Below are 20,402 nucleotides of genomic sequence, written 5' to 3' on the forward strand. Positions count from 1 at the left end.
AATTAAAAAGGAGTAGAAGGAGCTTGAAGGCTCTTTCTACTCCTTTTTAATTGTGGAAAAAATACTTATATCGATGGATCGCTATCCATCAGCCCTTTGCCGATGACATTGGCCGAAACCGGGGGCATGCCGAGCTCACGGGACCATATAGACAACTGCCCGATATGATGAATTTGATGGGCAATAACATGACGCATCACCTCGCCCCAGGCATCAATCACAACCCTACCGTCTGGGAGGTGATCTTCAAACCTTTTTCGTTCCAGACCTTCATGCCAGGCGAGTACGAACGGCTCCACATCAAGTCGAAACTTCGCGTCCAGCTCACGGACTTTATCCAGCGTATTATACTGAGAGAAGTCCTCCTGAAAATCAGGTTTGCCTTGAATCGTTTGAACCCAGCTCCACTCTACATCAACGATATGAAAGAGTGTCTTGAGAATACCGCCAACCCCGCCGATGCGTTCTTTCAGCAGTTCCTCCTGCGGCACCTCTTCACACCAGCGATACCATTGTTCCCGAACCATCCAGTTATAACGAAAAAAAGTCTGCATCCAATTAACCTCCAGGGACTGTGATAAAAATGATTTCCACCAGTTTACCACGAAATGCCAAAAGGGCTGTCTCATTCGTAGAAAATCTACTTTTGAGACAGCCCTTATTGATTTAGGATAAGAAGGGTGTTACTGGCTTATTTCTTTGCAGCCTCGTAACGTTTGTTGACTTCATCCCAGTTGATTACATTGTAGAAAGCTGTAATGTAGTCTGGGCGTTTGTTTTGATATTTCAGGTAGTAAGCATGCTCCCAAACGTCCAGTCCAAGTACCGGAGTCAGACCTTCGAACAGCGGGCTATCTTGGTTTGGAGTGCTAGTGATCGCCAGTTTGCCGTCTTTGCCGACAACCAGCCAAGCCCAGCCGCTACCAAAACGAGTTGTAGCTGCTTTAGTGAAGTCTTCTTTAAATTTGTCATAGCCGCCCAGTTCGTTGTTGATGGCTTCAGCAATTGCACCTGTTGGCTGTCCGCCGCCGTTAGGACCAATAACTTCCCAGAACAGGCTGTGGTTGTGGTGTCCACCACCGTTATTGCGAACCGCAGTGCGAATGCTTTCAGGAACGCTGTCCAGATTGGAGATCAGATCCTCCAGGTTTTTGCTTTGCAGTTCAGGAGCGCTCTCCAATGCTGCATTTAAGTTCGTAACATATGTGTTATGGTGACGATCATGGTGAATTTCCATTGTCAGTGCATCAATGTGTGGTTCCAGTGCGTTTTTTGCGTAAGGAAGTTCTGGTAATTGAAATGCCATAGTAAAATCCCTCCTGGTTATATGGTTGGGTAAGTGTTCCTATGTAATAATACCCTCGACAGTTATATTAAACCGCATTCAGCCTATTTTTTCAACATTTTTGTTTGTAAAATAGCAAACTGGGCAATATGACCTGGTAGTTAGCATGTCCAAAACCCGTTTGGAATACACAATATTAGGTAATAAGAGGTAAATTTCGACCTCTAAAAATGTAAACGCTTTATATACAGCGCTTACATGAGAAAAAAGGATGTATTCCGTCAAAAAGTATGGTTTAATGGTCAAGGAAGCAGAATTTTCGGCTTTTTTGTCGTCTGCTATAAACTGTCATGTCTATGACATGACGAACTTGAGGGCATTCACCCTTCTTCCGTTCTTCATTTCATATATAGCAGATCGTATGCATTTTTATCATAACGTCTTGTGATTAACACCATGATAAGCGCTTTATGGATTTATGTAAAAATGACGGTGCTGTCTCAATTTTTTTATTATGCTTACGAAAAGGGAGATATTACTTATGCACGTTCGTTCCTTTCAATTAAGTGATGTGAATTCAGTAACGGAACTCATGCAAATTGCCTTGTCAGAGGAGTGCTACAAAGAGACGGTGGGTGCTTTTGCCCGTCAGCTTTCGTGGGATTCTGGTTTGATCGTTGTTGCTGAAGAAGAGGGAGAGATCGTTGGTGCCCTGATTGGCACGATTGATCAGAATCATGGTTGCTATTATCGTATTGCTATTCACCCGGATCATCGTCGAATGGGAATCGGGAAATCGCTTGTAGAGTCCATGGAGCAGCGTTTCCAGCAACGCAAGGTTAGCCGTATTTGGGTAGCCGGGGACAAGCATAATAGTGCGGCCATGCCGTTGTACGAAGCTATGGGCTACGGAGCAAGCCAGATTTTACAGGCTTTTCAGAAGCTGAGTATTTTGGCACCTCATTAATCGGCAATCGATATACAGAAACGAAGTATAATATTTACATTTAGAGCATATCTGAGTAACCGTTGCAATCGGGTACGGGATATGCTTTTCTATTTATAACAGGGTTGAGGAGGTTAATTATGAACGCTTTGGCTCCTTCGTCAGACCCGATTCCTTCACCGGAAACGTCCAGACAGGCAGGGCGCGCTAGTTACATACGTGATTGGCTAGTTACTCTGCTGATCGCGATGTTCGTCTTGCTGCTTCTGAACCTGTTTGTATTTAACTTGTCTACGGTCAGAGGACATTCGATGCAGCCGACGCTAACGGAAAGCCAGCATTTGTTCGTTAATAAGCTGGTTTATAATTTTCATGATCCGGGAAGAGGGGATATTGTAATTTTAAAAGATCCTGATTCCCAACTGTCCAGCCCAAGATTTTTAGTGAAAAGAGTCATAGGTATTCCTGGAGATGTCATTCGGATTGAGCATAATCGTTTGTATGTGAACGGTGAACTGCTAAATGAGCCGTACACCAACTCGGACGTGGAGGATGGTGATTACGGTCCTTTTACGGTGGAGCCGGGACACTTTTTTGTCATGGGGGATAATCGTCATACGGCTGCAAGCAAGGATAGCCGATATTTTGGCAGCATTAAGTCCCAGGATCTACTAGGGCGTGCAGAGTTTATTTTTTGGCCAGTCTCTGAGTGGAAGTGGCTATAGAGTAGCTATCGTCTAAAATAATGGGGAACACGTGCGAACCGATCAGGGCTATATGGATCAGCAATTCCCGATCAGGAAAGGAAGAGAAGGATGAAAGAAGTGATGGTATATACCGACGGTGCTTGTTCGGGTAACCCGGGCCCGGGGGGCTGGGGGGTCATTTTGTTGTATGGAGAGCACCGCAAGGAGCTATCGGGTGCCGAGAAAATGACGACAAACAACCGTATGGAGATCAAGTCGGTGATTGAAGCGTTGAAACTGCTGAAGGAGCCGTGCCATGTAAAAGTACACAGTGATTCTGCCTATGTCGTCAATTGCTTCAAACAAGGCTGGATTAAAAATTGGCTCCGCAATGGCTGGCGCAACAGTAAAAATCAGCCGGTGGAGAACAAGGAACTGTGGGAAGAACTGTGGGAACTGATGGGTAAGCATGAGGTTGAATATGTGAAGGTGAAGGGCCACAGTGACAACGAACTGAACAATCGCTGTGATTTTTTGGCGACGAGTGCTGTTAAAAATTTACGGTAGCATCTGCTGCTGTTTTCTGTTGAAATTTGAGATATAAGAATGTTATAGCATTCTCATATCTGTAAGAAGAATTGTGAAAGAGAGGTGAGTATCGGATGCAACGCGAACTAACTCGGACGGCGACTGGAACGGCTTCGACTTGGGCTTCGCTCAAGCAGGAAATTATTGAGGCAGCTCCAGGGCTGGGGATCGACTCCATCGGGTTCGCATCCGCCGATCCCTTTCTGTCTCTGAAAGCTATATTGGAAGAGCATCGTGCTAAAGGCTATGAATCTGGCTTTGAGGAGCCTGATATTGATAAGCGCATCTATCCAGAGCTGTATGGCTCGCAGCCTGCATCTTTGATTGCCATTGCGGTGGCGTATCCTTCCAAAATGAAGGACCCGCCGAAGTCGGACAAGGGCAAGTATCGTGGTATTTTGGCGCGTTCCGCCTGGGGCAAAGATTATCATCTGGTACTGCGCGAAGCAATGGAAAAGCTTGAGGCTTTTATAAGTGAGCGGGTCCCTGATGCATTGTTGAAAAACATGGTGGATACCGGAGAATTGTCGGATCGAGCCGTGGCGGAAAGGGCAGGAATTGGCTTTAGCGGCAAAAATACGATGATGATTTCACCGAAGCTGGGATCATGGATTTATCTGGGGGAGCTGTTGACGAACATTCCCTTCCAGCCAGACGAACCGGTTACGGATGGTTGCGGAGAGTGCACCAAATGTTTGGATGCATGTCCTACCGGTGCGCTTGTAGGTCCAGGACAATTGAATGCCCAGCGGTGTGTGTCCTTTTTGACGCAAACCAAGGGTTTTTTGGACGAGGAATTTATGCTGAAAATAGGGAATCGGCTGTATGGATGTGATACGTGCCAAATCGTATGTCCCAAAAATCGGGGCCTTAACTGGGATCATCATCCCGAGCTTACACCCGATCCTGAAATTGTAAAGCCGTTGCTGTTACCGTTACTGGATTTGAGCAATCGCGAATTCAAAGACCGGTTTGGTCAAAGTGCAGCGGCTTGGCGGGGGAAGAAGCCGATTCAACGCAATGCAGTCATTGGTCTTGGCAACTTCAAGGATGTTAGCGCGGTGCCCAAATTGACGGAGGTTTTATTGGATGACCCGCGTCCCGAGCTGCGAGGCACGGCGGCGTGGGCTTTGAGTCGAATAGGAGGGGAGAACGCTATGACAGCGATCAAGCAAGCATCAGAGAAGGAACAACATGAGCAAGTACGCGAAATGATCGCACAAGCGCATTCCAAATTAGAAGAACAAGAGCAGGCAGAGCAGCAAACTTCTGCTGAATTAAAGACGGAGGATTCACAGGGTCCAACTACGATTTATTATGACGAAATGGAGACGCCTGTGGGCACTCTGACGCTGTGTGCTACGGATCGTGGGCTATGTCGAATTGACTATGGCTCTTTTTATGCGAAGGAAGCATTGCTTCAGCAATGGGCCCGGACATGGGTCGGAGAATATGTCTATGTGCAGGAGCCGGAAAAGCTGCGCGAAGCTGCAGAACAACTGCGTGAATATTTTGCGGGAGAACGACGGGAATTCAGTATAGCCTATGATTTAAGAGGCACTCCTTTTCAAGAGCAGGTATGGCGCGCACTGCAAAATATTCCGTACGGACAAAGTGTGTCCTATCAAGATATTGCAGAATCGATCGGACGAGCCAAGGCAGTACGTGCTGTCGGCGGAGCCAATAACAAAAATCCATTGCCTATCCTGTTTCCATGCCATCGTGTATCGGGTGCAAATGGAAGTTTGGTCGGCTATGCCGGAGGCTTGCCAGTCAAGATGAAGCTGCTGGAATTGGAGAAGGAATAAGGACATATGTTTGCAAAAAGTAATTTGCTAGCTGTCCCATGTTTTGCTATGATAAGTCGTGTAATTCAAGATGTCTCATATAAATATACAGAGGTGACGACTTCGTGGTGTGGAATATTGTCATTCCGATTATTACCCTGATTGTTGGCTTGGTCGGGGGATTTTTCATCGGTGCTTATTATCTTCGCAAACAGCTTGAAAAGATGCAAAACGACCCTGAAACGCTGCAAAAAATGGCCAAACAGATGGGCTACAACCTGAATGGAAAACAGATGCAAAAAGCCCAGCAGATGATGAAGAACCAACAGTTCTCCAAAAATCAGCCGGGTGCGCGTAAAAATCAGGGCCGTCGGAAATAATGAGCAACGTGAGCACGGATGCCGCATGAGGTTGCTGCATAGAGGAGGATTACTGTGGCTGGCGTAAAAGATTATATTAACCGCAAAGCTGCGGATAACCGGGATAAAATCGAGTACCATGTGGAGCAGATTTTAAAACTGATCGGTGAGGACCCCAAGCGTGAGGGATTGCTGGAAACACCGGCACGCGTTGCGCGCATGTATGAGGAAATATTTGCGGGTTATGAGGTTGATCCACGGGATGCGCTGGGTGTAACATTTGACGAGAATCACGAGGAGCTTGTGATTGTGAAGGATATCGTCTATTACAGTCAGTGTGAGCACCATATGGCTCCTTTCTTCGGGAAAGTGCATATCGGCTATGTACCTAGCGGTAAAATTGTAGGACTAAGCAAGCTTGCCCGTTTGGTGGAGGCGGTGACCCGCCGATTGCAGGTACAAGAGCGCATTACATCGCAGATCGCTGATATTCTAAATGAAGCGGTCTCCGCTCACGGAGTTATGGTCGTTGTGGAAGGCGAACACTTGTGTATGTGTGCCAGAGGCGTCAAAAAGCCTGGCAGCAAAACGGTAACGTCCGCCGTACGCGGTACGTTCCGTGATAATGCAGCACAACGCGCAGAGTTCTTGTCCCTGATCAAGGAATGATTGAACACGGCGTGATAAAATGAAAAAAGGTGGTCTACGCATAGGCGTAGCCGCCTTTTTTTGTTAACATCAGAAATAGAGAAGACAGAATCGTTACGAGTAGCCTATGGATTAACAGTTATTTTTAAGATAGGAGATAACGTATGAATCATATACATAGCTCAACAGAATCCGCAACAGCATTACCTGAGTTGCAATGGTTGGAAGCGCCACTGGCGACTGCTCAGGAAGACGTATTAATTCCGCTGGCTTGGGAAGAGCTGGCTTGTCGGCAAGTAGGGAAAGGAGCTGCGCCCATTTTGCATATATGGCGGCATCCGGCGGCGCTTGTGATAGGTCACCGGGATCGCAGGCTTCCTAACGCCCCACAGGCGATGGAGCGAGTGCGCAGCTTGGGAACTTCGGTATGCGTGCGTCCTTCAGGCGGAGCAGCCGTCATGTTGGACAGGGGGGTACTGAACCTGTCCTTGATCCTGCCGAATCCGCAGCGGGCCATCAGCCTGCATGAGGATTTCCGGCTCATGGCGGGGCTGATCGCCGATGCGCTGGCCCCGTGGTCTGCCGAGGCGCAGACTGGAGAAATCATCGGGTCCTTCTGCCCCGGGGATTATGATATAAGCGTCCGAGGGCGCAAGTTCTGCGGCATTGCGCAGCGGCGTCAAGCCAAGGCGTATATCATCACAGCCTTCGTGATGATTGAAGGCAATGGGGCCGAGCGCGCACAGGCGGTGCAGCAGTTTTATCGGGAGGCAGCCGGGGATACGCCGGCAGGCGTGCAGCAACCGGATTATCCCCGGGTGAATCCGGCCACGATGGGTAGCCTGGCAGAGCTGGCTGGAGTGCCGTCTGTCGAGGCGTACACAGCATCGCTGCGCCGTGTGGTCGAGAGCCGGTCAGCCATTTTGCCTGCTGACGGCTCGCTGGTACAGCCAGAAGAATTGGCTGGACAAATGGCTGCGCTCAGAGAGCGGTACGATTTGCAGGTGTAGTTTGCTTTTGCTTACGCTTAGAATGGTTGCCATCTCAGCTTGGAGGCTTGAGCGTAGCGCGCTTCCACCTCAGGCCAGTTGACGACATGCCACCAATCTTCAATGTATTTATTGCGCTCGTTCTGATGCTTTAAGTAATATGCGTGTTCCCACACATCGATCGCCAGCAGCGGAATAGACTCCCATTGAGTCAGGTTCTGGTGCTTTTCGGCCTGCAAAATTTCAAGCCGACCGGCGCGCGGGCTCCATACCAGGATGGCCCAGCCGCCGCCCTCGACCTTTTCGGCTGCCGAACTAAATTGCTTTTTGAAGGCATCGTAGCTGCCAAAATCCCTTTTAATTTGTTCAGCCAGCGGCCCGCTTGGTTTTCCACCGCCTTGAGGGCTCATGATCGTCCAAAAAAGAGTATGCAGATAATGACCTGCACCGTTAAATGCCAGTTCACGCTCCCAATGCTTTACGAGGTCAAAATCACCTGTTTTTCGGGCTTCTTCCAGCTTCTTTTCTGCTTTATTCAGATCATTCACATAGCTCAAATGGTGCTTGTCATGGTGAATACGCATCGTTTTTTCATCAATGTACGGCTCAAGCGCATTATAAGGGTAAGGAAGCGGAGGCAGCCGATGTCCCCCAATAGGAACTGGGCGACCGATTAAGGATTTTTCCGTTGCAGAAGGTTGCGCCTGGCCCGATTGTACGCCTTTAGTGGCCCCTGCTTCTTCTCCTCTTATGCCCGCCTGCCGTTCTCGAAACGCTTCCTCCGGGTAATCTCCACCCTCTGCCGCTACATGGTACAGCCCAGCGGCTCGCGCAACGGAGCCGGGTTCCTGAAAGGGAGTTGTCGAGATCAGGAAATACTGACTTTCATGCGCTGCGTGTATTACAACTCCAGTGGATTTTGGCTGCTGACGTAATGCATGACTGTGCTCGGTCAGCAAACCTAGCTGCCGTACATACTCTTGTGATTGGCGGTTTGCGGTTTGCAGCAAATGGTCCAGTCGGCGATGTAGTTCTTGTGAGGCAGGCTGTGAATTAAGGGCTAATGGTGACAATGCTTTCTCTCCAGCTGCAGATGTGTCTGGTCCCCTTGTATGTGCTGATGACTCAGCTAGCTGGTGTGTATGAGCTTGGGGAGCAGACGCCACTTTTTTCTCCTGATGCTGCCATGCTTGTTCTGCCGGGTCAAGCGCGCTCCGTTGCTCTTCAAGCAGCTCTATGGCGCTGCGTTCCGTTTGCTCAAATACGGTTCGCCAATCATCCAGCAGCCGCACATAAGCAGGTTCCAGCCCTTCAGTAGCGGATTTAATCACTTCTACATGCCAACTTTCCTGCTGCTTCCAATGACGAATTTCCTCCAGTACACGTAAGGGCAGGAAAGACCCATAAGTACTCAGCATCTTTTTTTTACCTCCCGTATCCCACTCTGGCTATCCGGCAGATCTAACAAATCTGTCCTGGATGCATATGTACCCAGTATATTCGCTGTCTCATCAGGAATATGTCTATGAACTTCCCTAATCAGGTCATACCTGTTGCACAGAACATTAATTCCTTATCGAAAATAAAAAGAAGCCCTTCTACGACACGGGCTAAGTGTCCATAGGCAGGCTCCTTCAAGGCGATGAATACTTGTTTTGAACATAAATCTTTACTTCGTGGTCGTTTGTGTATGGGCATCCGCGGTGGTTTTCTTGTCCTCCAGCTCCTGCACACTGCTTAGAAATGTCGAAACCCGTCGCAAATATTCACGGGGATGCTCTCTGAAAATAAGCTCATGTAGCCCGTTTTTGACAATCCATACACTGGAGAGGGGGTTGGTCTGATTGGCAGCGAGCTTTTCCGCAATGGGGTAGGGAGCTTTTTCATCCTGTGTACCATGCACAAACATGATTGGGAACGGATAGTCCTCCTTTTTTACCTCCTGATATGGAATCTGATGCAAGCTGGTGCCGTTCAAGATGGGAAACAGCAATTCCAGAATTTCCAAAGACGGATGTCTGGGCAGATTAATTTGATTGTGAATGTTATGGTACAGCGTATCCGGTTCCAGCAGGAAGGTGCTGTCCAAAATCATCGCGTCCACATCTTTGGTTTGCAAACCCGCCTGAAGAGCGGTTCCTGCCCCCATAGAGAAGCCCCATACGATAATTTCCGACGAGCCGCGTTGTTTTGCAAGCTGGATCGCCCCAAGAAGCTGCTGGGATTCTGCCTTACCTCCGGTGGCGACAGCCTTGCTGCTTTGTGACGCGAATCCGTAATCGAACATGACCACATTAAAGTTCAAACTGTGGGCATAATGCGCCAAATCATACATGGGAATCCAGCTTTCTTCGCGATTAGCCCCATAGCCATGACTGAAAATAATAGTTTTCCGCGATTGATTCGCCGGGATATACCAGCCTTGTACCATGCGGCTGCCATCCTTGGCTGGGAAGCTGACTTCCTCATAAGGCATGCCTTTGGCTTGCATCGGATTAGAGTACAATGGTGCGACGGTGGGATTCGTAAGCACCCAGGCGATATAGGCATGCAAGGCAATAAAGCAAAACAACAGAAAAAATACGACCGACAGCAGCAGAGCAATCACGACGTGCTTGAACCGCAGCAGACGGGGATTAAAGAGTGGGGTGGACGGCTCCTGAACAGCGGTCTGTAGCTGAGCGTTGCGCTGGGATGTCGAAATCATGTAAGAGCCTCCTTATATAAAATTGATCTTCGAATTATAAATTTAGGTATAATTCCACTTGAAAATAGTAGGGTATGTCCGTATAGATACCTATTATCGTATGATGGGTATTATCCAAAGTCAACGCTTGAACCGGAAAAGTAAAAATGATGCAAAGAATTGTCGATGTTTGTTCTCGTTCTGTAATATGGTTGTCACAAAAACATCGGTTTACAGTAGCCGCGACTATTCTATATAATTTATGTAACCATGTTTCATAGTGTGAAACGAATATGGATACAAGAGGAGCGGTTCACGATGGAAGACCGTAAATTAACCGTCCGCGCTGTAGAGCGTGCACTTGATATACTGCTGTGTTTTACCGCAGAATCTGATCTTGGTCTAACGGAGATTGCCTCCCAAATTGGTCTACATAAAAGCACCGTTCATCGTCTTTTGACTACGCTGGAGGATCGGGGATTTGTCGTTCGGAATGCCGAAACGGAAAAATATAGGCTTGGTTTTCGCATATGGGAGCTGTCCACGCATCTGTCCCAAAGCGATGAGCCGGCGGTGTTGTTACAGCCTGCAATGGAAGGACTGCGTGATCGCTTGGGGGAGACGGTCAGCTTGTATTTACGGGACGGCAGCATGCGTATTCGCATACAAGCCGTGCAGAGCAATCAAGCGATTCGCAGGGTTGCGCCTGTAGGTGCGCGTATGCCGCTAGCTGTGGGAGCCTCCAGCAAGGTGCTGGCGGCCTTTATGCCGCCGCAGGAGCTGGAAGTATTGCTAAGCGGTGAAGAATGGCCTTCCTCGGTAGATCCTGAGGTCTATAAAGCTCAGCTACAGGATATTCGCGAGAAGGGCTATGCGACCAGCTATGAAGAACGTGAGCCTGGAGCTGCTGCTGTAGCCGCGCCTATTGTGAACCGAAAGGGACAAGTCGCGGCGGCTTTATCTGTTTCCGGCCCGGTCAGTCGACTTGCGCCTGAGACACTGCATGATTTTGCTCCAATCTTGATCGAAGCGGCCAAGGAAATGGGACTTATGCTCCCGTAACGGTAGTGAGTATCAAAGGAAAGCATACAAGGGTTGCCAAAGATATAAAATTAAAGTAGTCTGGTAGAGATGGCGGGATGACTGTTATAGCCGCCAATTCATGTGAATACAAAGTATCACAGTTACTGGGGGAGCCTGTAATGCAGGCTGAGATGGAATCGGATAAGATTCCGGACCCTTTGCACCTGATCTGGATCATACCAGCGTAGGGAAGTAATCGGCCATTGAAATGTATACGTAGCTGCTGTCTACAGTGACGCGTTGGGTTTTATTCCATGTGCGCACGGTTTGGATAGCTGTCTCGTTAGATTAGCCGGTTCCCTGGGGAACCGGCTTTTTTGCATAGATCAGCGCCACCCTGGGAATGGTTCCGGATCGGTGTGTCATTTCAACGAAATGGGAGGAATGGACCATGAAACCGACAGAAACAGAAGGAACAAAAGAAACAGGAGTGAAATCAGTAGAAGTAGGGAAGACAAGTACGGAGCAAGCCAGTAGGGTTAATTCTTTCCCGGGGAGCCGTAAGGTGTATATTCAAGGTTCTCGGCTGGATATTGCCGTGCCTGAGCGTGAAATCGCGCTACAACCCACACATACGCCGCAGGGAACCGAGTATCATGAGCCGCTGCGTGTGTACGATACCAGCGGTCCGATGACGGACGAAGCCTTCCAGGTCGACATCCGTCAGGGATTGCCGCCATTACGGCGAGCTTGGGCACTGGAACGGGGAGATGTGGAGGCTTATGAGGGCCGCGCCGTCAAGCCGGAGGATAACGGGCTGAAGCCCGGTTCCAAACGGGAGACAGTAGAATTCCCCGGCGTGACCAACCGTCCGCTACGGGCTTCGCAAGGGCGTACTGTGACGCAAATGCACTATGCGCGGCAAGGGATCATTACGCCCGAAATGGAATTCGCGGCGATCCGCGAAGGCGTAGAGCCCGAGTTTGTACGGCAGGAGTTGGCGGCTGGACGAGCGATTTTACCTTCAAATATCAATCATCCGGAAAGCGAGCCCATGGTCATTGGACGCCATTTTCACGTAAAGATCAATGCGAACATTGGGAATTCCGCAGTTACGTCCTCCATCGAGGAGGAAGTGGAGAAGATGACCTGGGCTGTGCGCTGGGGCTCAGACACCGTCATGGACCTGTCCACAGGCCGCAATATTCATACGACTCGCGAATGGATCATCAGGAATTCTCCCGTACCGATTGGAACGGTGCCGCTATATCAGGCACTGGAAAAGATGAACGGCGAAGCTGAGAAGCTGACGTGGGAGCTGTATCGGGACACGCTGATTGAGCAGGCGGAGCAGGGAGTGGACTATTTTACGATCCATGCGGGTGTATTGCTGCGGTATATACCAATGACGGCGAATAGAATGACGGGAATTGTATCCCGGGGCGGGTCGATCATGGCAGCCTGGTGCCTTGCACACCATCAGGAGAATTTTTTGTATACGCATTTTGAAGAAATCTGTGAAATTATGAAAGCCTACGATGTGGCCTTTTCTCTCGGGGATGGTCTGCGTCCAGGGAGTATCTATGATGCGAATGATGCAGCACAATTTGCAGAGCTGGAAACGTTGGGCGAGCTCACGCAAATTGCATGGAAGCATGATGTCCAGGTCATGATTGAAGGGCCAGGACATGTCCCTATGCACAAAATCAAGGAGAATGTGGATTTACAAATGGAGATTTGTCAGGAAGCTCCCTTTTATACTTTAGGGCCGCTGACGACGGATATCGCACCAGGATATGATCATATTACCTCAGCTATCGGGGCGGCGATGATCGGCTGGTTCGGTACGTCCATGCTGTGCTACGTTACGCCGAAGGAGCATTTGGGCCTGCCGAACAAGGATGATGTCCGCGAGGGAGTTATTACCTACAAAATTGCGGCACATGCTGCCGATCTGGCGAAGGGCCATCCACGGGCACAGCAGCGGGACGATGCTTTGTCCAAGGCACGTTTTGAATTCCGCTGGCTCGATCAGTTCAATCTCTCGCTTGACCCTGAGCGAGCCTTGTCCTACCATGACGAAACGCTACCGGCAGAGGGGGCTAAGGAAGCCCACTTTTGCTCGATGTGCGGTCCCAAGTTTTGCAGTATGCGTATCACCCAGGACATTCGCGCCTATGCGGCCGATAAGGGACTGAATACCGAAGAAGCCGTCGCCGCCGGAATGCGTGAGAAGGCAGAGCAGTATCGGGATGCTGGACATTAATTGGTAGCGATACAAAAGGCAATCAACTGGAAACTTTAATGAACGTATGAGTAACAAAAAAGCCGTGATTCTCTACAGTCGATGTAGGAAACCACGGCTTTTCAGCTATGTAAAGCAGAATCATGCTACCGGATTAACGGAGCTTTATTTTTTACCCATTTTTTCATTCAAAATGTCCTGAAAGCTGAGCTTCTTCTCCGAGCTGTCTTCTTTCTTCTGCATACTCACCGCGTTGGCACGTTGGTATTGGTGGTGAAAAGGCATCAGGGTATGTACAGTTAAGTTCATTGTATTCATGTGGTCATTCCTCCAATTCCATATTGTCAAATTCAGATTGAGTTGCTTAGGACGTCTGTATAGGACTATTTGTATGTACTTGATGTCGTAATGCCGTGTAGGTTGCTTGGTAATGTTTCAAACATTATACCCGCATTTTTTCAAAGTAAAACGCTTTTGCCATAAAACAGGAAAATGGTCGTGTGTGTCCAAAATGTGTATTAGGAGGATGGTCATTTTAGGGGAAAATGTGCCTAGGATCAAAACAAGGGCTAGAGGCCCGCTTTCTTAGTTTAGCAGTCGGGATTGTGTTTTTTTGTCGAATAAGCTTGTATAAGCGGGATTTTGCGGAATTCTAAGGTTGGACTAAGGCAGTCTGGTGGCGAATTAAAGTGTCAAAGTTGTATTGACTTTATGTTGGGTAGTGGATACCATGAACTGGTTGTCAGCGTATTTTGGCAAGAAGAGTCAGCCAATCCATCTGGCAATTCATCCGTTGAAATGTTAGAGAGAGGATTAGAACATATATGAAAAAAAGTATTGCAGATATCGTATTTATTATTCTGGGTGCGTTTTTTTTCGCGCTGGCTGTTAATCTGTATGTAATCCCGAATGAGTTTGGCGAGGGGGGCGTTACAGGGGTCACAATCATATTGTACTACATGTTTCAGTGGTCTCCTTCGATCGTCAATCTGGTGATTAATGGCTTGCTGCTGATTGTCGGATATAAATTTTTGGACAAGAGAACGACCGTGTACACGATAATCGCGGTCGCTTTTAACTCGTTGTTTTTACATTTAACAGTCAACTGGCGGATTGATTCGCATGAGCCGACCATTAACGCTGTATTTGCCGGAGTGATGGTGGGGGTCGGAATTGGCTTAATTGTACGGGTAGGTGGAACAACGGCGGGAACGGTTATTCTTGCCCGGATTGCCAACAAGTATTTGGATTGGAATATCAGCTATGCCCTGCTGTTTTTTGATCTGATTGTCGCATTCTCTTCCTATTTTATTATTGGACCGGAGAAATTGATGCTAACGATCGTTATTTTGTACGTCGGTACGAAGGTGATGGACTTCATGATTGAAGGACTGAATCCGAAAAAAGCGGTCATGATCATTTCGGAGCACCAAGATCAAATTGCCGAGATGGTTATTACGAAAATGGACCGTGGAGTTACCGTCCTGTCAGGCCACGGATATTACACTAAAAATCCGAAAGAGGTCCTATATATCGTCATTAGCAAACAAGAGGTATCCGCGCTGAAAAAGATTGTAAAATCCATCGATACAGCAGCATTTATCACCATTCATGACGTACGGGATGTATTTGGAGAGGGATTTTTGGATATTTCGAAGTAATTGGCAAGCGAAGTAGGTTATATAGAGAGCATGGTTGGAAGCCGGTCCTGAGTGGGTCGGCTTTTTTTTGTTGTTTTTCATATATAGATTCTTGTATAGAACAAACACCCCCGACCGCAGATGAATCTGCAATCGGGGGTTCTGTATATCTAGGTTAGCTCATTACTCTTGAATCATTTGACGTAATACGGTTTGCAAAATACCACCGTTGTGGTAGTAGTCGATGTCAACGGTGCTGTCCAGACGGGCAGTAACCGGGAATTCGAACTTGGTGCCATCCTCGCGTTTGGCTACAACCGTAAGTTCTTGACCTGGTTTCACGTCATTGTCAATGCCGAGGATGTCGAAGGTTTCGCGACCGTTTAAGCCCAAGCTGGACCAGCCATAGCCTTCCTGGAATTGCAGTGGCAGTACACCCATGCCGACCAGGTTGCTGCGGTGAATCCGCTCGAAGCTTTCAGCAATGACGGCTTTAACACCTAACAAAAGCGTACCTTTGGCCGCCCAGTCACGGGAGCTGCCTGTGCCGTATTCCTTGCCGGCGATGACGATCAGATTCTGATCGGCTGCCTGATATTTCATGGACGCATCATAGATGGACATTTCCTCATCTGTTGGCAAGTACTTGGTCACACCGCCTTCGGTGCCTGGAGCTACATTGTTGCGGATACGGATGTTGGCGAATGTACCGCGCATCATGACTTCATGATTACCGCGACGGGAGCCATAGGAGTTGAAGTCCTTGCGTTCCACGCCATGCTCCTTCAAGTACAGTCCTGCCGGGCTGGAAGGGGCGATGTTGCCTGCTGGTGAAATGTGGTCCGTCGTGACCGAATCATTCAACAGGGCAAGTACACGGGCATTACGGATTTCCTTGATATCCTGCACGCCATCCTGAAGTCCTTCAAAGAACGGCGGATTTTGAATATAAGTTGAGTTTTCATCCCATTCATACAGTTCGCCTTCAGGAACCGGAATGGAATTCCATTTTTCGTTGGCTGTAAATACATTTTCATATTTGCGACGGAACATATCAGGACTCAGAGACAGGCTGATCGCTTCCTTGATTTCCTCGGAAGTAGGCCAGATGTCCTTCAGGTAGACAGGCTGATTGTCCTGATCGTAACCGAGCGGGTCATTCGTCAAATCAATGTTCACTGTACCTGCCAGCGCATAAGCAACTACCAGTGGCGGTGAGCCGAGATAGTTGGCTTTGACCTGCGCATGCACACGGCCTTCAAAGTTCCGGTTACCGGAAATGACGGCGCCAACGGTCAGATCATTGTCTGTAATGGCCTGACTTACTTCGTCAGGAAGTGGACCGGAGTTACCGATACAAGTTGCGCAGCCATAGCCTGCCACGTGGAAGCCGAGGGCTTCGAGCGGTTCGATCAGCCCGGCTTTATGCAGGTATTCCGTCACGACAAGCGAGCCTGGTGTCAAGCTTGTTTTAACATAGCCCGGCTTATTGAGTCCGCGCTGCACTGCCTTTTTGGCGAGCAAGCCCGCGCCTAGCATAACGCTCGGGTTGGAGGTGTTCGTGCAGCTTGTAATGGCTGCAATCACGACTGAGCCAGTACCCAGCTCGCTGGTGGAGCCGTCCGGATGGGTCAGTGGAACCTTCTGTGCGATCTTTTCATCGCTCAGTCCATAGCCGCCTTTGTCTACCGGGGTACGGATAATGCCTTCGAAGGTTTCTTTCATGCGGCTTAGCTCAACACGGTCCTGCGGACGTTTGGGTCCGGCCAGACTCGGTACAACCGAAGCCAGGTCTAGCTCAAGTGTATCGCTGAACACAGGGTCCGGAGTGTCGGCTGTGCGGAACATGCCTTGAGCTTTGTAATACTCCTCTACGAGGCTGACTTGTTCATCGGAACGTCCAGTGCTGCGCAGGTAAGCCAGCGTTTCGGCATCAACCGGGAAAAATCCGATCGTTGCACCGTATTCCGGTGCCATGTTAGCCACGGTTGCACGGTCAGCCAAGCTGATGTTGGCCAGACCTGGGCCGTAAAATTCTACGAATTTGCCGACCACACCTTTTTTACGCAGCATTTGCGTTACTGTCAGCGCCAAGTCTGTAGCGGTAGCTCCTTCCGACAGGCTGCCTGTCAGCTTGAAGCCGATCACGTCAGGAGTGACAAAATACAGCGGCTGCCCCAGCATACCCGCTTCTGCCTCGATCCCGCCGACACCCCAGCCTACGACACCGAGTCCGTTAATCATCGTCGTATGGGAGTCCGTTCCCACAAGGGAATCCGGGAAGACAACCGTTTCACCGTCGATGGTTTTGGTGGCAGCTACGGAAGCGAGATACTCTAGGTTAACCTGATGAACGATACCGGTGGAAGGCGGCACCGCACGGAAGTTATTGAATGCCGTTTGCGCCCAGCGCAGAAAACGATATCGTTCCTCGTTGCGTTCAAACTCTACATTAATATTGTAGTCCAGCGCGTCCCTTGTACCGAAAGCATCAACCATGACCGAGTGGTCGATTACGAGATCGACGGGAACGAGTGGGTTGATTTGTTTCGGATTTCCGCCCGCCTTTTTCACCGTATCACGCATGGCCGCCAAATCGACAACCACCGGTACACCGGTAAAATCCTGAAGCACGATACGTGCAGGAATGAACGGAATCTCCTTGTTGTTGTCACGATCCTCAGCCCAGCCTGTCAGCTGCTGCACATGTTCTTCCGTAATGGCGCGTCCGTCGAATTGACGAACCGCTGCTTCCAGCAGCACTTTAATGGAGAAAGGCAGCTTGGCAACTCCGCTTTTTCCTTGTTCCTCCAGTGCCTTAAGACTGTAGTAGCGATAAGGCTTCCCGTTAACTTCCAAACTACGGGCAATGGAGAATTGATCTTTTCCTGACATAAGTATTACCTCCTTGAAGTAAATGCTTGTGGGGATTAAGGGATGTCTTTTTTCGACGTCTTCACATTTGGTTTAATTGGTTCCAGCTTCAGTGATTCATCGTAAGTTAAGAGGTTGCGATAAAAATAATTCGTTTCATTAGATGAAACATGATTTCAAAATGATTGCTTTTGGATTAAGTATACCGTTTTCAGACGGTTCCGTAAAGTTTTTTTGACTTAAATTATGCGTGTTCAGACTGGAAAATAAAACGTTCGGTTTCCTCGTGTTTCGATGTTCATACCAAGCTTTAGAGATTCATACTTATAGATAGAGAGCATATCCGACCAGAGAGGGAAGAAAGGAAGTTATATCAGCGTAGTTATCCCCGAATAAGGATAGCGAGACGAAAAATGGAGGGATAGGGATGGGGGAGCGGGAATGGAAGCAGGCCCTTTTTGCTTATGTGAATCAGTACAATCGCAGTGAGGTAAATGGTGTACCACAGCCGGATGAGTACCTGGAGGTGGGCCAGCGAATGGAGCGGGCGGCACGTGCGGCCAGATTGGAGCAGTGGTACAACGAACGGGACGCTGTTCCTCTACGCAGCGAGACACGCGCCAAGCCACTACGAATAGTGCAGGATAGCCCGGATGAGGCAGTGGTCGATGTACAACTGCATGTGCGGCTCTTTTATGAAAAGGGCGGAATGACGCACCGGGAGGATCGGATTGAACGGGAGCGTCTAACGTTCACACGCGAGAGCGAAGCTTGGCAGGTGACGAGGATCGAACGCGATCTGGCAGAAAGAAAGCCGGCGGGAGGAGAGGTTCCTTTCGAACAAGCGTCGTTTAATCAGGGAGGAAGTCTGCCGCTGCTGAATCGTGGTGTGCTGGGCTTCGGCTCATCAGCACGCCCCAGCCGATATCGCCGTGAAGAAGCAGCGGCCTATGCGGACCAGTGGTGGGATAGCTTTAACCCGGAGTTTGAGGGTTTTGATGTGGATTGCACCAATTATATCTCGCAATGCCTCTTTGCAGGTGGCGCACCGATCCACTATACTGGTAAAAGAGAATCGGGCTGGTGGTATAAAGGGCGGGTCGCCGGACGTGAGTTGTGGAGCTATAGCTGGGCGGTTTCCAACAGTCTGGAGCGGTATTTGGGCTCCAGCTCCTGGGGGTTGACCGCAGAGCAGGTGAGTCGACCGGAGCAGCTCATGCTGGGGGACGTCATTTTTTACGATTGGGATGGTGACGGAACGTTCCAGCACAGCACGGTAGTAACGGCCTTTGATGCTGGCGGCATGCCGTTAGTCAATGCACATACGGTAAGCTCCAGACATCGTTATTGGGACTATAAAAATTCGTATGCGTGGACGGATAATACGGTATATCGTTTTTATCACATCGCTGACTATTTTTAAATGAGATGATGGTACAGTGACGCAAATCAGGCACAATGACGAAAGCAGGAAAGCGGAGGATAGGCATGGCAAATCAAAAATTGACCGTAGGGCTGGTGTACGGTGGTAAATCAGGCGAGCATGAGGTTTCGCTGCAAACGGCGTATGCGGTAATGAGCGCTTTTAACTATGAGAAATACGAGATTATTCCTTTTTATATTACGAAGGCTGGCGATTGGCGTAGAGGTGCGCTGCTAAGTGCACCTCTGGCTACTGTAGAGCAATTGAAGCTGGAGCACGCTGAGGGCGGCACCAAGGCGGCATTAGATACGTTGTTCGGCAAGCTGTACGGAGAGCAGACGCTGGATGTGCTGTTTCCGCTGCTGCACGGTACCTTTGGCGAGGACGGAACAATTCAGGGACTGTTCGAAATGGCGGATATGCCTTATGTCGGGGCAGGGGTGCTGGCTTCGGCAGCAGGTATGGATAAAGGCGTCATGAAGAAGCTGTTTGAGCATGCAGGATTACCACAAGTGAAATACTGCTATTTTAATAGTACACAGTGGGTACAAACCAGCCATGACTTGGTGCGTAGCATAGAAACTGAATTAGGGTATCCTTGCTTTGTCAAACCAGCCAATCTGGGATCAAGCGTCGGTATTTCCAAAGCCGGCAACCGGGAAGAACTGGAAAAGGCTGTCGCTCTGGCTTTGCAATTCGATTTGAAGGTAATTGTGGAAGAGTACGTCGATGCCCGTGAAATTGAGGTCAGCGTGCTTGGCAATGACGAGCCGATTGCCTCGGTACCAGGTGAAATTGTGTCAACGAGTGATTACTACGACTATGCTGCCAAATATACCGATGGTCAATCGGAAATGCTTATTCCGGCTCCATTGGACGAGGAAGTGGCAGATCGTATTCGTGAAGCCGCATTGCAAGCTTTCCGCGCTCTGGAAGGCTGTGGAATTTCCCGTGCCGACTTCTTCGTTAGACGCTCAGATGGACATATCCTTATTAATGAAGTGAATACGATGCCTGGCTTTACACCGTTCAGCATGTATCCATTATTGTGGAGAGAAACCGGCGTATCCTATGCAAGTCTGCTGGATCGCATGATTGCTCTTGCATTGGAGCGTTATGAACGCAGGTCGGCACTGCACTATGAAAACCTATAAACGAAAAACGAAGGGGAGCTGATCACTCTCCTTTTTGTTCATATACATTGATAGACTTGAGCATTTTAC

Annotated in this window: 18 protein-coding genes and 1 riboswitch; of the genes, 12 read left to right on the forward strand and 6 right to left on the reverse strand. The window is 49.1% G+C overall.

Annotation, left to right across the window (positions count from 1 at the left end; translation table 11 throughout):
• Nucleotides 1-65 precede the first annotated feature (65 nt).
• Nucleotides 66-554, reverse strand: a complete 489-nt coding sequence (locus tag ABEW32_RS13545; protein ID WP_430188419.1) for a DinB family protein — start codon at nucleotides 552-554, stop codon at nucleotides 66-68.
• Nucleotides 555-691: 137 nt separating this feature from the next.
• Nucleotides 692-1,306, reverse strand: coding sequence for a superoxide dismutase (locus ABEW32_RS13550; protein WP_430188420.1), 615 nt, complete (start codon nucleotides 1,304-1,306; stop codon nucleotides 692-694).
• Nucleotides 1,307-1,826: 520 nt separating this feature from the next.
• Here ABEW32_RS13550 and ABEW32_RS13555 point away from each other — a divergent pair.
• The 7 genes from ABEW32_RS13555 to ABEW32_RS13585 all read left to right on the forward strand — a co-directional run bounded on the left by ABEW32_RS13555 (nucleotide 1,827) and on the right by ABEW32_RS13585 (nucleotide 7,309).
• Complete coding sequence (locus ABEW32_RS13555; RefSeq protein WP_013369410.1) at nucleotides 1,827-2,252, forward strand: GNAT family N-acetyltransferase; 426 nt, start codon at nucleotides 1,827-1,829, stop codon at nucleotides 2,250-2,252.
• A 119-nt stretch (nucleotides 2,253-2,371) separates the two neighbouring features.
• The gene (gene lepB / locus ABEW32_RS13560; protein ID WP_430188421.1) at nucleotides 2,372-2,956 is read left to right on the forward strand and encodes a signal peptidase I; all 585 of its coding nucleotides are present in this window, start codon (nucleotides 2,372-2,374) and stop codon (nucleotides 2,954-2,956) included.
• Between the two features lie 90 nt (nucleotides 2,957-3,046).
• Nucleotides 3,047-3,484 carry a ribonuclease HI gene (rnhA, locus tag ABEW32_RS13565; RefSeq protein ID WP_430188423.1) on the forward strand — a complete coding sequence of 146 codons (438 nt, stop codon included), beginning with the start codon at nucleotides 3,047-3,049 and terminating at the stop codon, nucleotides 3,482-3,484.
• Nucleotides 3,485-3,579: 95 nt separating this feature from the next.
• Nucleotides 3,580-5,313 (forward strand): tRNA epoxyqueuosine(34) reductase QueG, encoded by a 1,734-nt coding sequence (gene queG / locus ABEW32_RS13570; RefSeq protein WP_430188424.1) that lies wholly within the window; start codon nucleotides 3,580-3,582, stop codon nucleotides 5,311-5,313.
• Nucleotides 5,314-5,417: 104 nt separating this feature from the next.
• Entirely contained in the window at nucleotides 5,418-5,672 is a 255-nt protein-coding gene (locus ABEW32_RS13575; RefSeq protein ID WP_013369414.1) for a YneF family protein, read from the forward strand.
• Nucleotides 5,673-5,726: 54 nt separating this feature from the next.
• Nucleotides 5,727-6,320, forward strand: a complete 594-nt coding sequence (folE, locus tag ABEW32_RS13580; RefSeq protein ID WP_013369415.1) for a GTP cyclohydrolase I FolE — start codon at nucleotides 5,727-5,729, stop codon at nucleotides 6,318-6,320.
• A gap of 143 nt (nucleotides 6,321-6,463) precedes the next feature.
• Complete coding sequence (locus tag ABEW32_RS13585) at nucleotides 6,464-7,309, forward strand: lipoate--protein ligase family protein (protein ID WP_430188426.1); 846 nt, start codon at nucleotides 6,464-6,466, stop codon at nucleotides 7,307-7,309.
• A 17-nt stretch (nucleotides 7,310-7,326) separates the two neighbouring features.
• On the opposite strand, the gene ABEW32_RS13590 is transcribed toward ABEW32_RS13585, so the two are convergent.
• Both ABEW32_RS13590 and ABEW32_RS13595 read right to left on the reverse strand, forming a co-directional pair.
• The gene (locus tag ABEW32_RS13590) at nucleotides 7,327-8,706 is read right to left on the reverse strand and encodes a Fe-Mn family superoxide dismutase (protein ID WP_430188428.1); all 1,380 of its coding nucleotides are present in this window, start codon (nucleotides 8,704-8,706) and stop codon (nucleotides 7,327-7,329) included.
• Between the two features lie 251 nt (nucleotides 8,707-8,957).
• Nucleotides 8,958-9,995, reverse strand: a complete 1,038-nt coding sequence (locus ABEW32_RS13595; protein ID WP_430188430.1) for an alpha/beta hydrolase — start codon at nucleotides 9,993-9,995, stop codon at nucleotides 8,958-8,960.
• A 297-nt stretch (nucleotides 9,996-10,292) separates the two neighbouring features.
• Between ABEW32_RS13595 and ABEW32_RS13600 the strand changes: the two genes are divergently transcribed.
• Nucleotides 10,293-11,036 (forward strand): IclR family transcriptional regulator, encoded by a 744-nt coding sequence (locus ABEW32_RS13600; RefSeq protein ID WP_430188432.1) that lies wholly within the window; start codon nucleotides 10,293-10,295, stop codon nucleotides 11,034-11,036.
• 117 nt (nucleotides 11,037-11,153) lie between these two features.
• A riboswitch (TPP riboswitch) is annotated at nucleotides 11,154-11,265 on the forward strand.
• A gap of 183 nt (nucleotides 11,266-11,448) precedes the next feature.
• A complete protein-coding gene (gene thiC, locus ABEW32_RS13605; RefSeq protein WP_430188433.1) occupies nucleotides 11,449-13,263 on the forward strand; it encodes a phosphomethylpyrimidine synthase ThiC in 1,815 nt (604 codons plus the stop codon).
• Between the two features lie 144 nt (nucleotides 13,264-13,407).
• Here thiC and ABEW32_RS13610 read toward each other — a convergent pair whose 3' ends face one another.
• Nucleotides 13,408-13,560, reverse strand: a complete 153-nt coding sequence (locus tag ABEW32_RS13610) for a hypothetical protein (protein WP_010348453.1) — start codon at nucleotides 13,558-13,560, stop codon at nucleotides 13,408-13,410.
• A gap of 506 nt (nucleotides 13,561-14,066) precedes the next feature.
• Between ABEW32_RS13610 and ABEW32_RS13615 the strand changes: the two genes are divergently transcribed.
• A complete protein-coding gene (locus ABEW32_RS13615) occupies nucleotides 14,067-14,903 on the forward strand; it encodes a YitT family protein (RefSeq protein WP_430188435.1) in 837 nt (278 codons plus the stop codon).
• Between the two features lie 162 nt (nucleotides 14,904-15,065).
• Here the strand turns inward: ABEW32_RS13615 and acnA are convergent, their stop codons facing one another.
• Nucleotides 15,066-17,777: an aconitate hydratase AcnA gene (acnA, locus tag ABEW32_RS13620; RefSeq protein WP_430188436.1), complete on the reverse strand. Its 2,712-nt coding sequence runs from the start codon at nucleotides 17,775-17,777 to the stop codon at nucleotides 15,066-15,068.
• A gap of 406 nt (nucleotides 17,778-18,183) precedes the next feature.
• Here acnA and ABEW32_RS13625 point away from each other — a divergent pair, with 406 nt between their 5' ends.
• Nucleotides 18,184-19,179: an amidase domain-containing protein gene (locus ABEW32_RS13625; protein ID WP_430188438.1), complete on the forward strand. Its 996-nt coding sequence runs from the start codon at nucleotides 18,184-18,186 to the stop codon at nucleotides 19,177-19,179.
• A 65-nt stretch (nucleotides 19,180-19,244) separates the two neighbouring features.
• Complete coding sequence (locus tag ABEW32_RS13630; protein ID WP_430188440.1) at nucleotides 19,245-20,333, forward strand: D-alanine--D-alanine ligase; 1,089 nt, start codon at nucleotides 19,245-19,247, stop codon at nucleotides 20,331-20,333.
• Nucleotides 20,334-20,402 lie beyond the last annotated feature (69 nt).

The sequence above is a fragment of the Paenibacillus jamilae genome (assembly GCF_050482105.1).
In the GTDB taxonomy this organism is placed as follows: Bacteria; Bacillota; Bacilli; order Paenibacillales; family Paenibacillaceae; genus Paenibacillus; species Paenibacillus jamilae_B.

What these genes read in the sequence shown, in the direction of transcription:
- acnA (WP_430188436.1), bottom strand. Translation starts at nt 17,777, where the DNA reads ATGTCAGGAAAAGATCAATTCTCCATTGCCCGTAGTTTGGAAGTTAAC.
- ABEW32_RS13590 (WP_430188428.1), bottom strand. Translation starts at nt 8,706, where the DNA reads ATGCTGAGTACTTATGGGTCTTTCCTGCCCTTACGTGTACTGGAGGAA.
- queG (WP_430188424.1), top strand. Translation starts at nt 3,580, where the DNA reads ATGCAACGCGAACTAACTCGGACGGCGACTGGAACGGCTTCGACTTGG.
- thiC (WP_430188433.1), top strand. Translation starts at nt 11,449, where the DNA reads ATGAAACCGACAGAAACAGAAGGAACAAAAGAAACAGGAGTGAAATCA.
- ABEW32_RS13555 (WP_013369410.1), top strand. Translation starts at nt 1,827, where the DNA reads ATGCACGTTCGTTCCTTTCAATTAAGTGATGTGAATTCAGTAACGGAA.
- ABEW32_RS13630 (WP_430188440.1), top strand. Translation starts at nt 19,245, where the DNA reads ATGGCAAATCAAAAATTGACCGTAGGGCTGGTGTACGGTGGTAAATCA.
- ABEW32_RS13595 (WP_430188430.1), bottom strand. Translation starts at nt 9,995, where the DNA reads ATGATTTCGACATCCCAGCGCAACGCTCAGCTACAGACCGCTGTTCAG.
- ABEW32_RS13600 (WP_430188432.1), top strand. Translation starts at nt 10,293, where the DNA reads ATGGAAGACCGTAAATTAACCGTCCGCGCTGTAGAGCGTGCACTTGAT.
- ABEW32_RS13550 (WP_430188420.1), bottom strand. Translation starts at nt 1,306, where the DNA reads ATGGCATTTCAATTACCAGAACTTCCTTACGCAAAAAACGCACTGGAA.
- ABEW32_RS13610 (WP_010348453.1), bottom strand. Translation starts at nt 13,560, where the DNA reads ATGAATACAATGAACTTAACTGTACATACCCTGATGCCTTTTCACCAC.
- rnhA (WP_430188423.1), top strand. Translation starts at nt 3,047, where the DNA reads ATGAAAGAAGTGATGGTATATACCGACGGTGCTTGTTCGGGTAACCCG.
- ABEW32_RS13625 (WP_430188438.1), top strand. Translation starts at nt 18,184, where the DNA reads ATGGGGGAGCGGGAATGGAAGCAGGCCCTTTTTGCTTATGTGAATCAG.
- ABEW32_RS13585 (WP_430188426.1), top strand. Translation starts at nt 6,464, where the DNA reads ATGAATCATATACATAGCTCAACAGAATCCGCAACAGCATTACCTGAG.
- ABEW32_RS13545 (WP_430188419.1), bottom strand. Translation starts at nt 554, where the DNA reads ATGCAGACTTTTTTTCGTTATAACTGGATGGTTCGGGAACAATGGTAT.
- lepB (WP_430188421.1), top strand. Translation starts at nt 2,372, where the DNA reads ATGAACGCTTTGGCTCCTTCGTCAGACCCGATTCCTTCACCGGAAACG.
- ABEW32_RS13615 (WP_430188435.1), top strand. Translation starts at nt 14,067, where the DNA reads ATGAAAAAAAGTATTGCAGATATCGTATTTATTATTCTGGGTGCGTTT.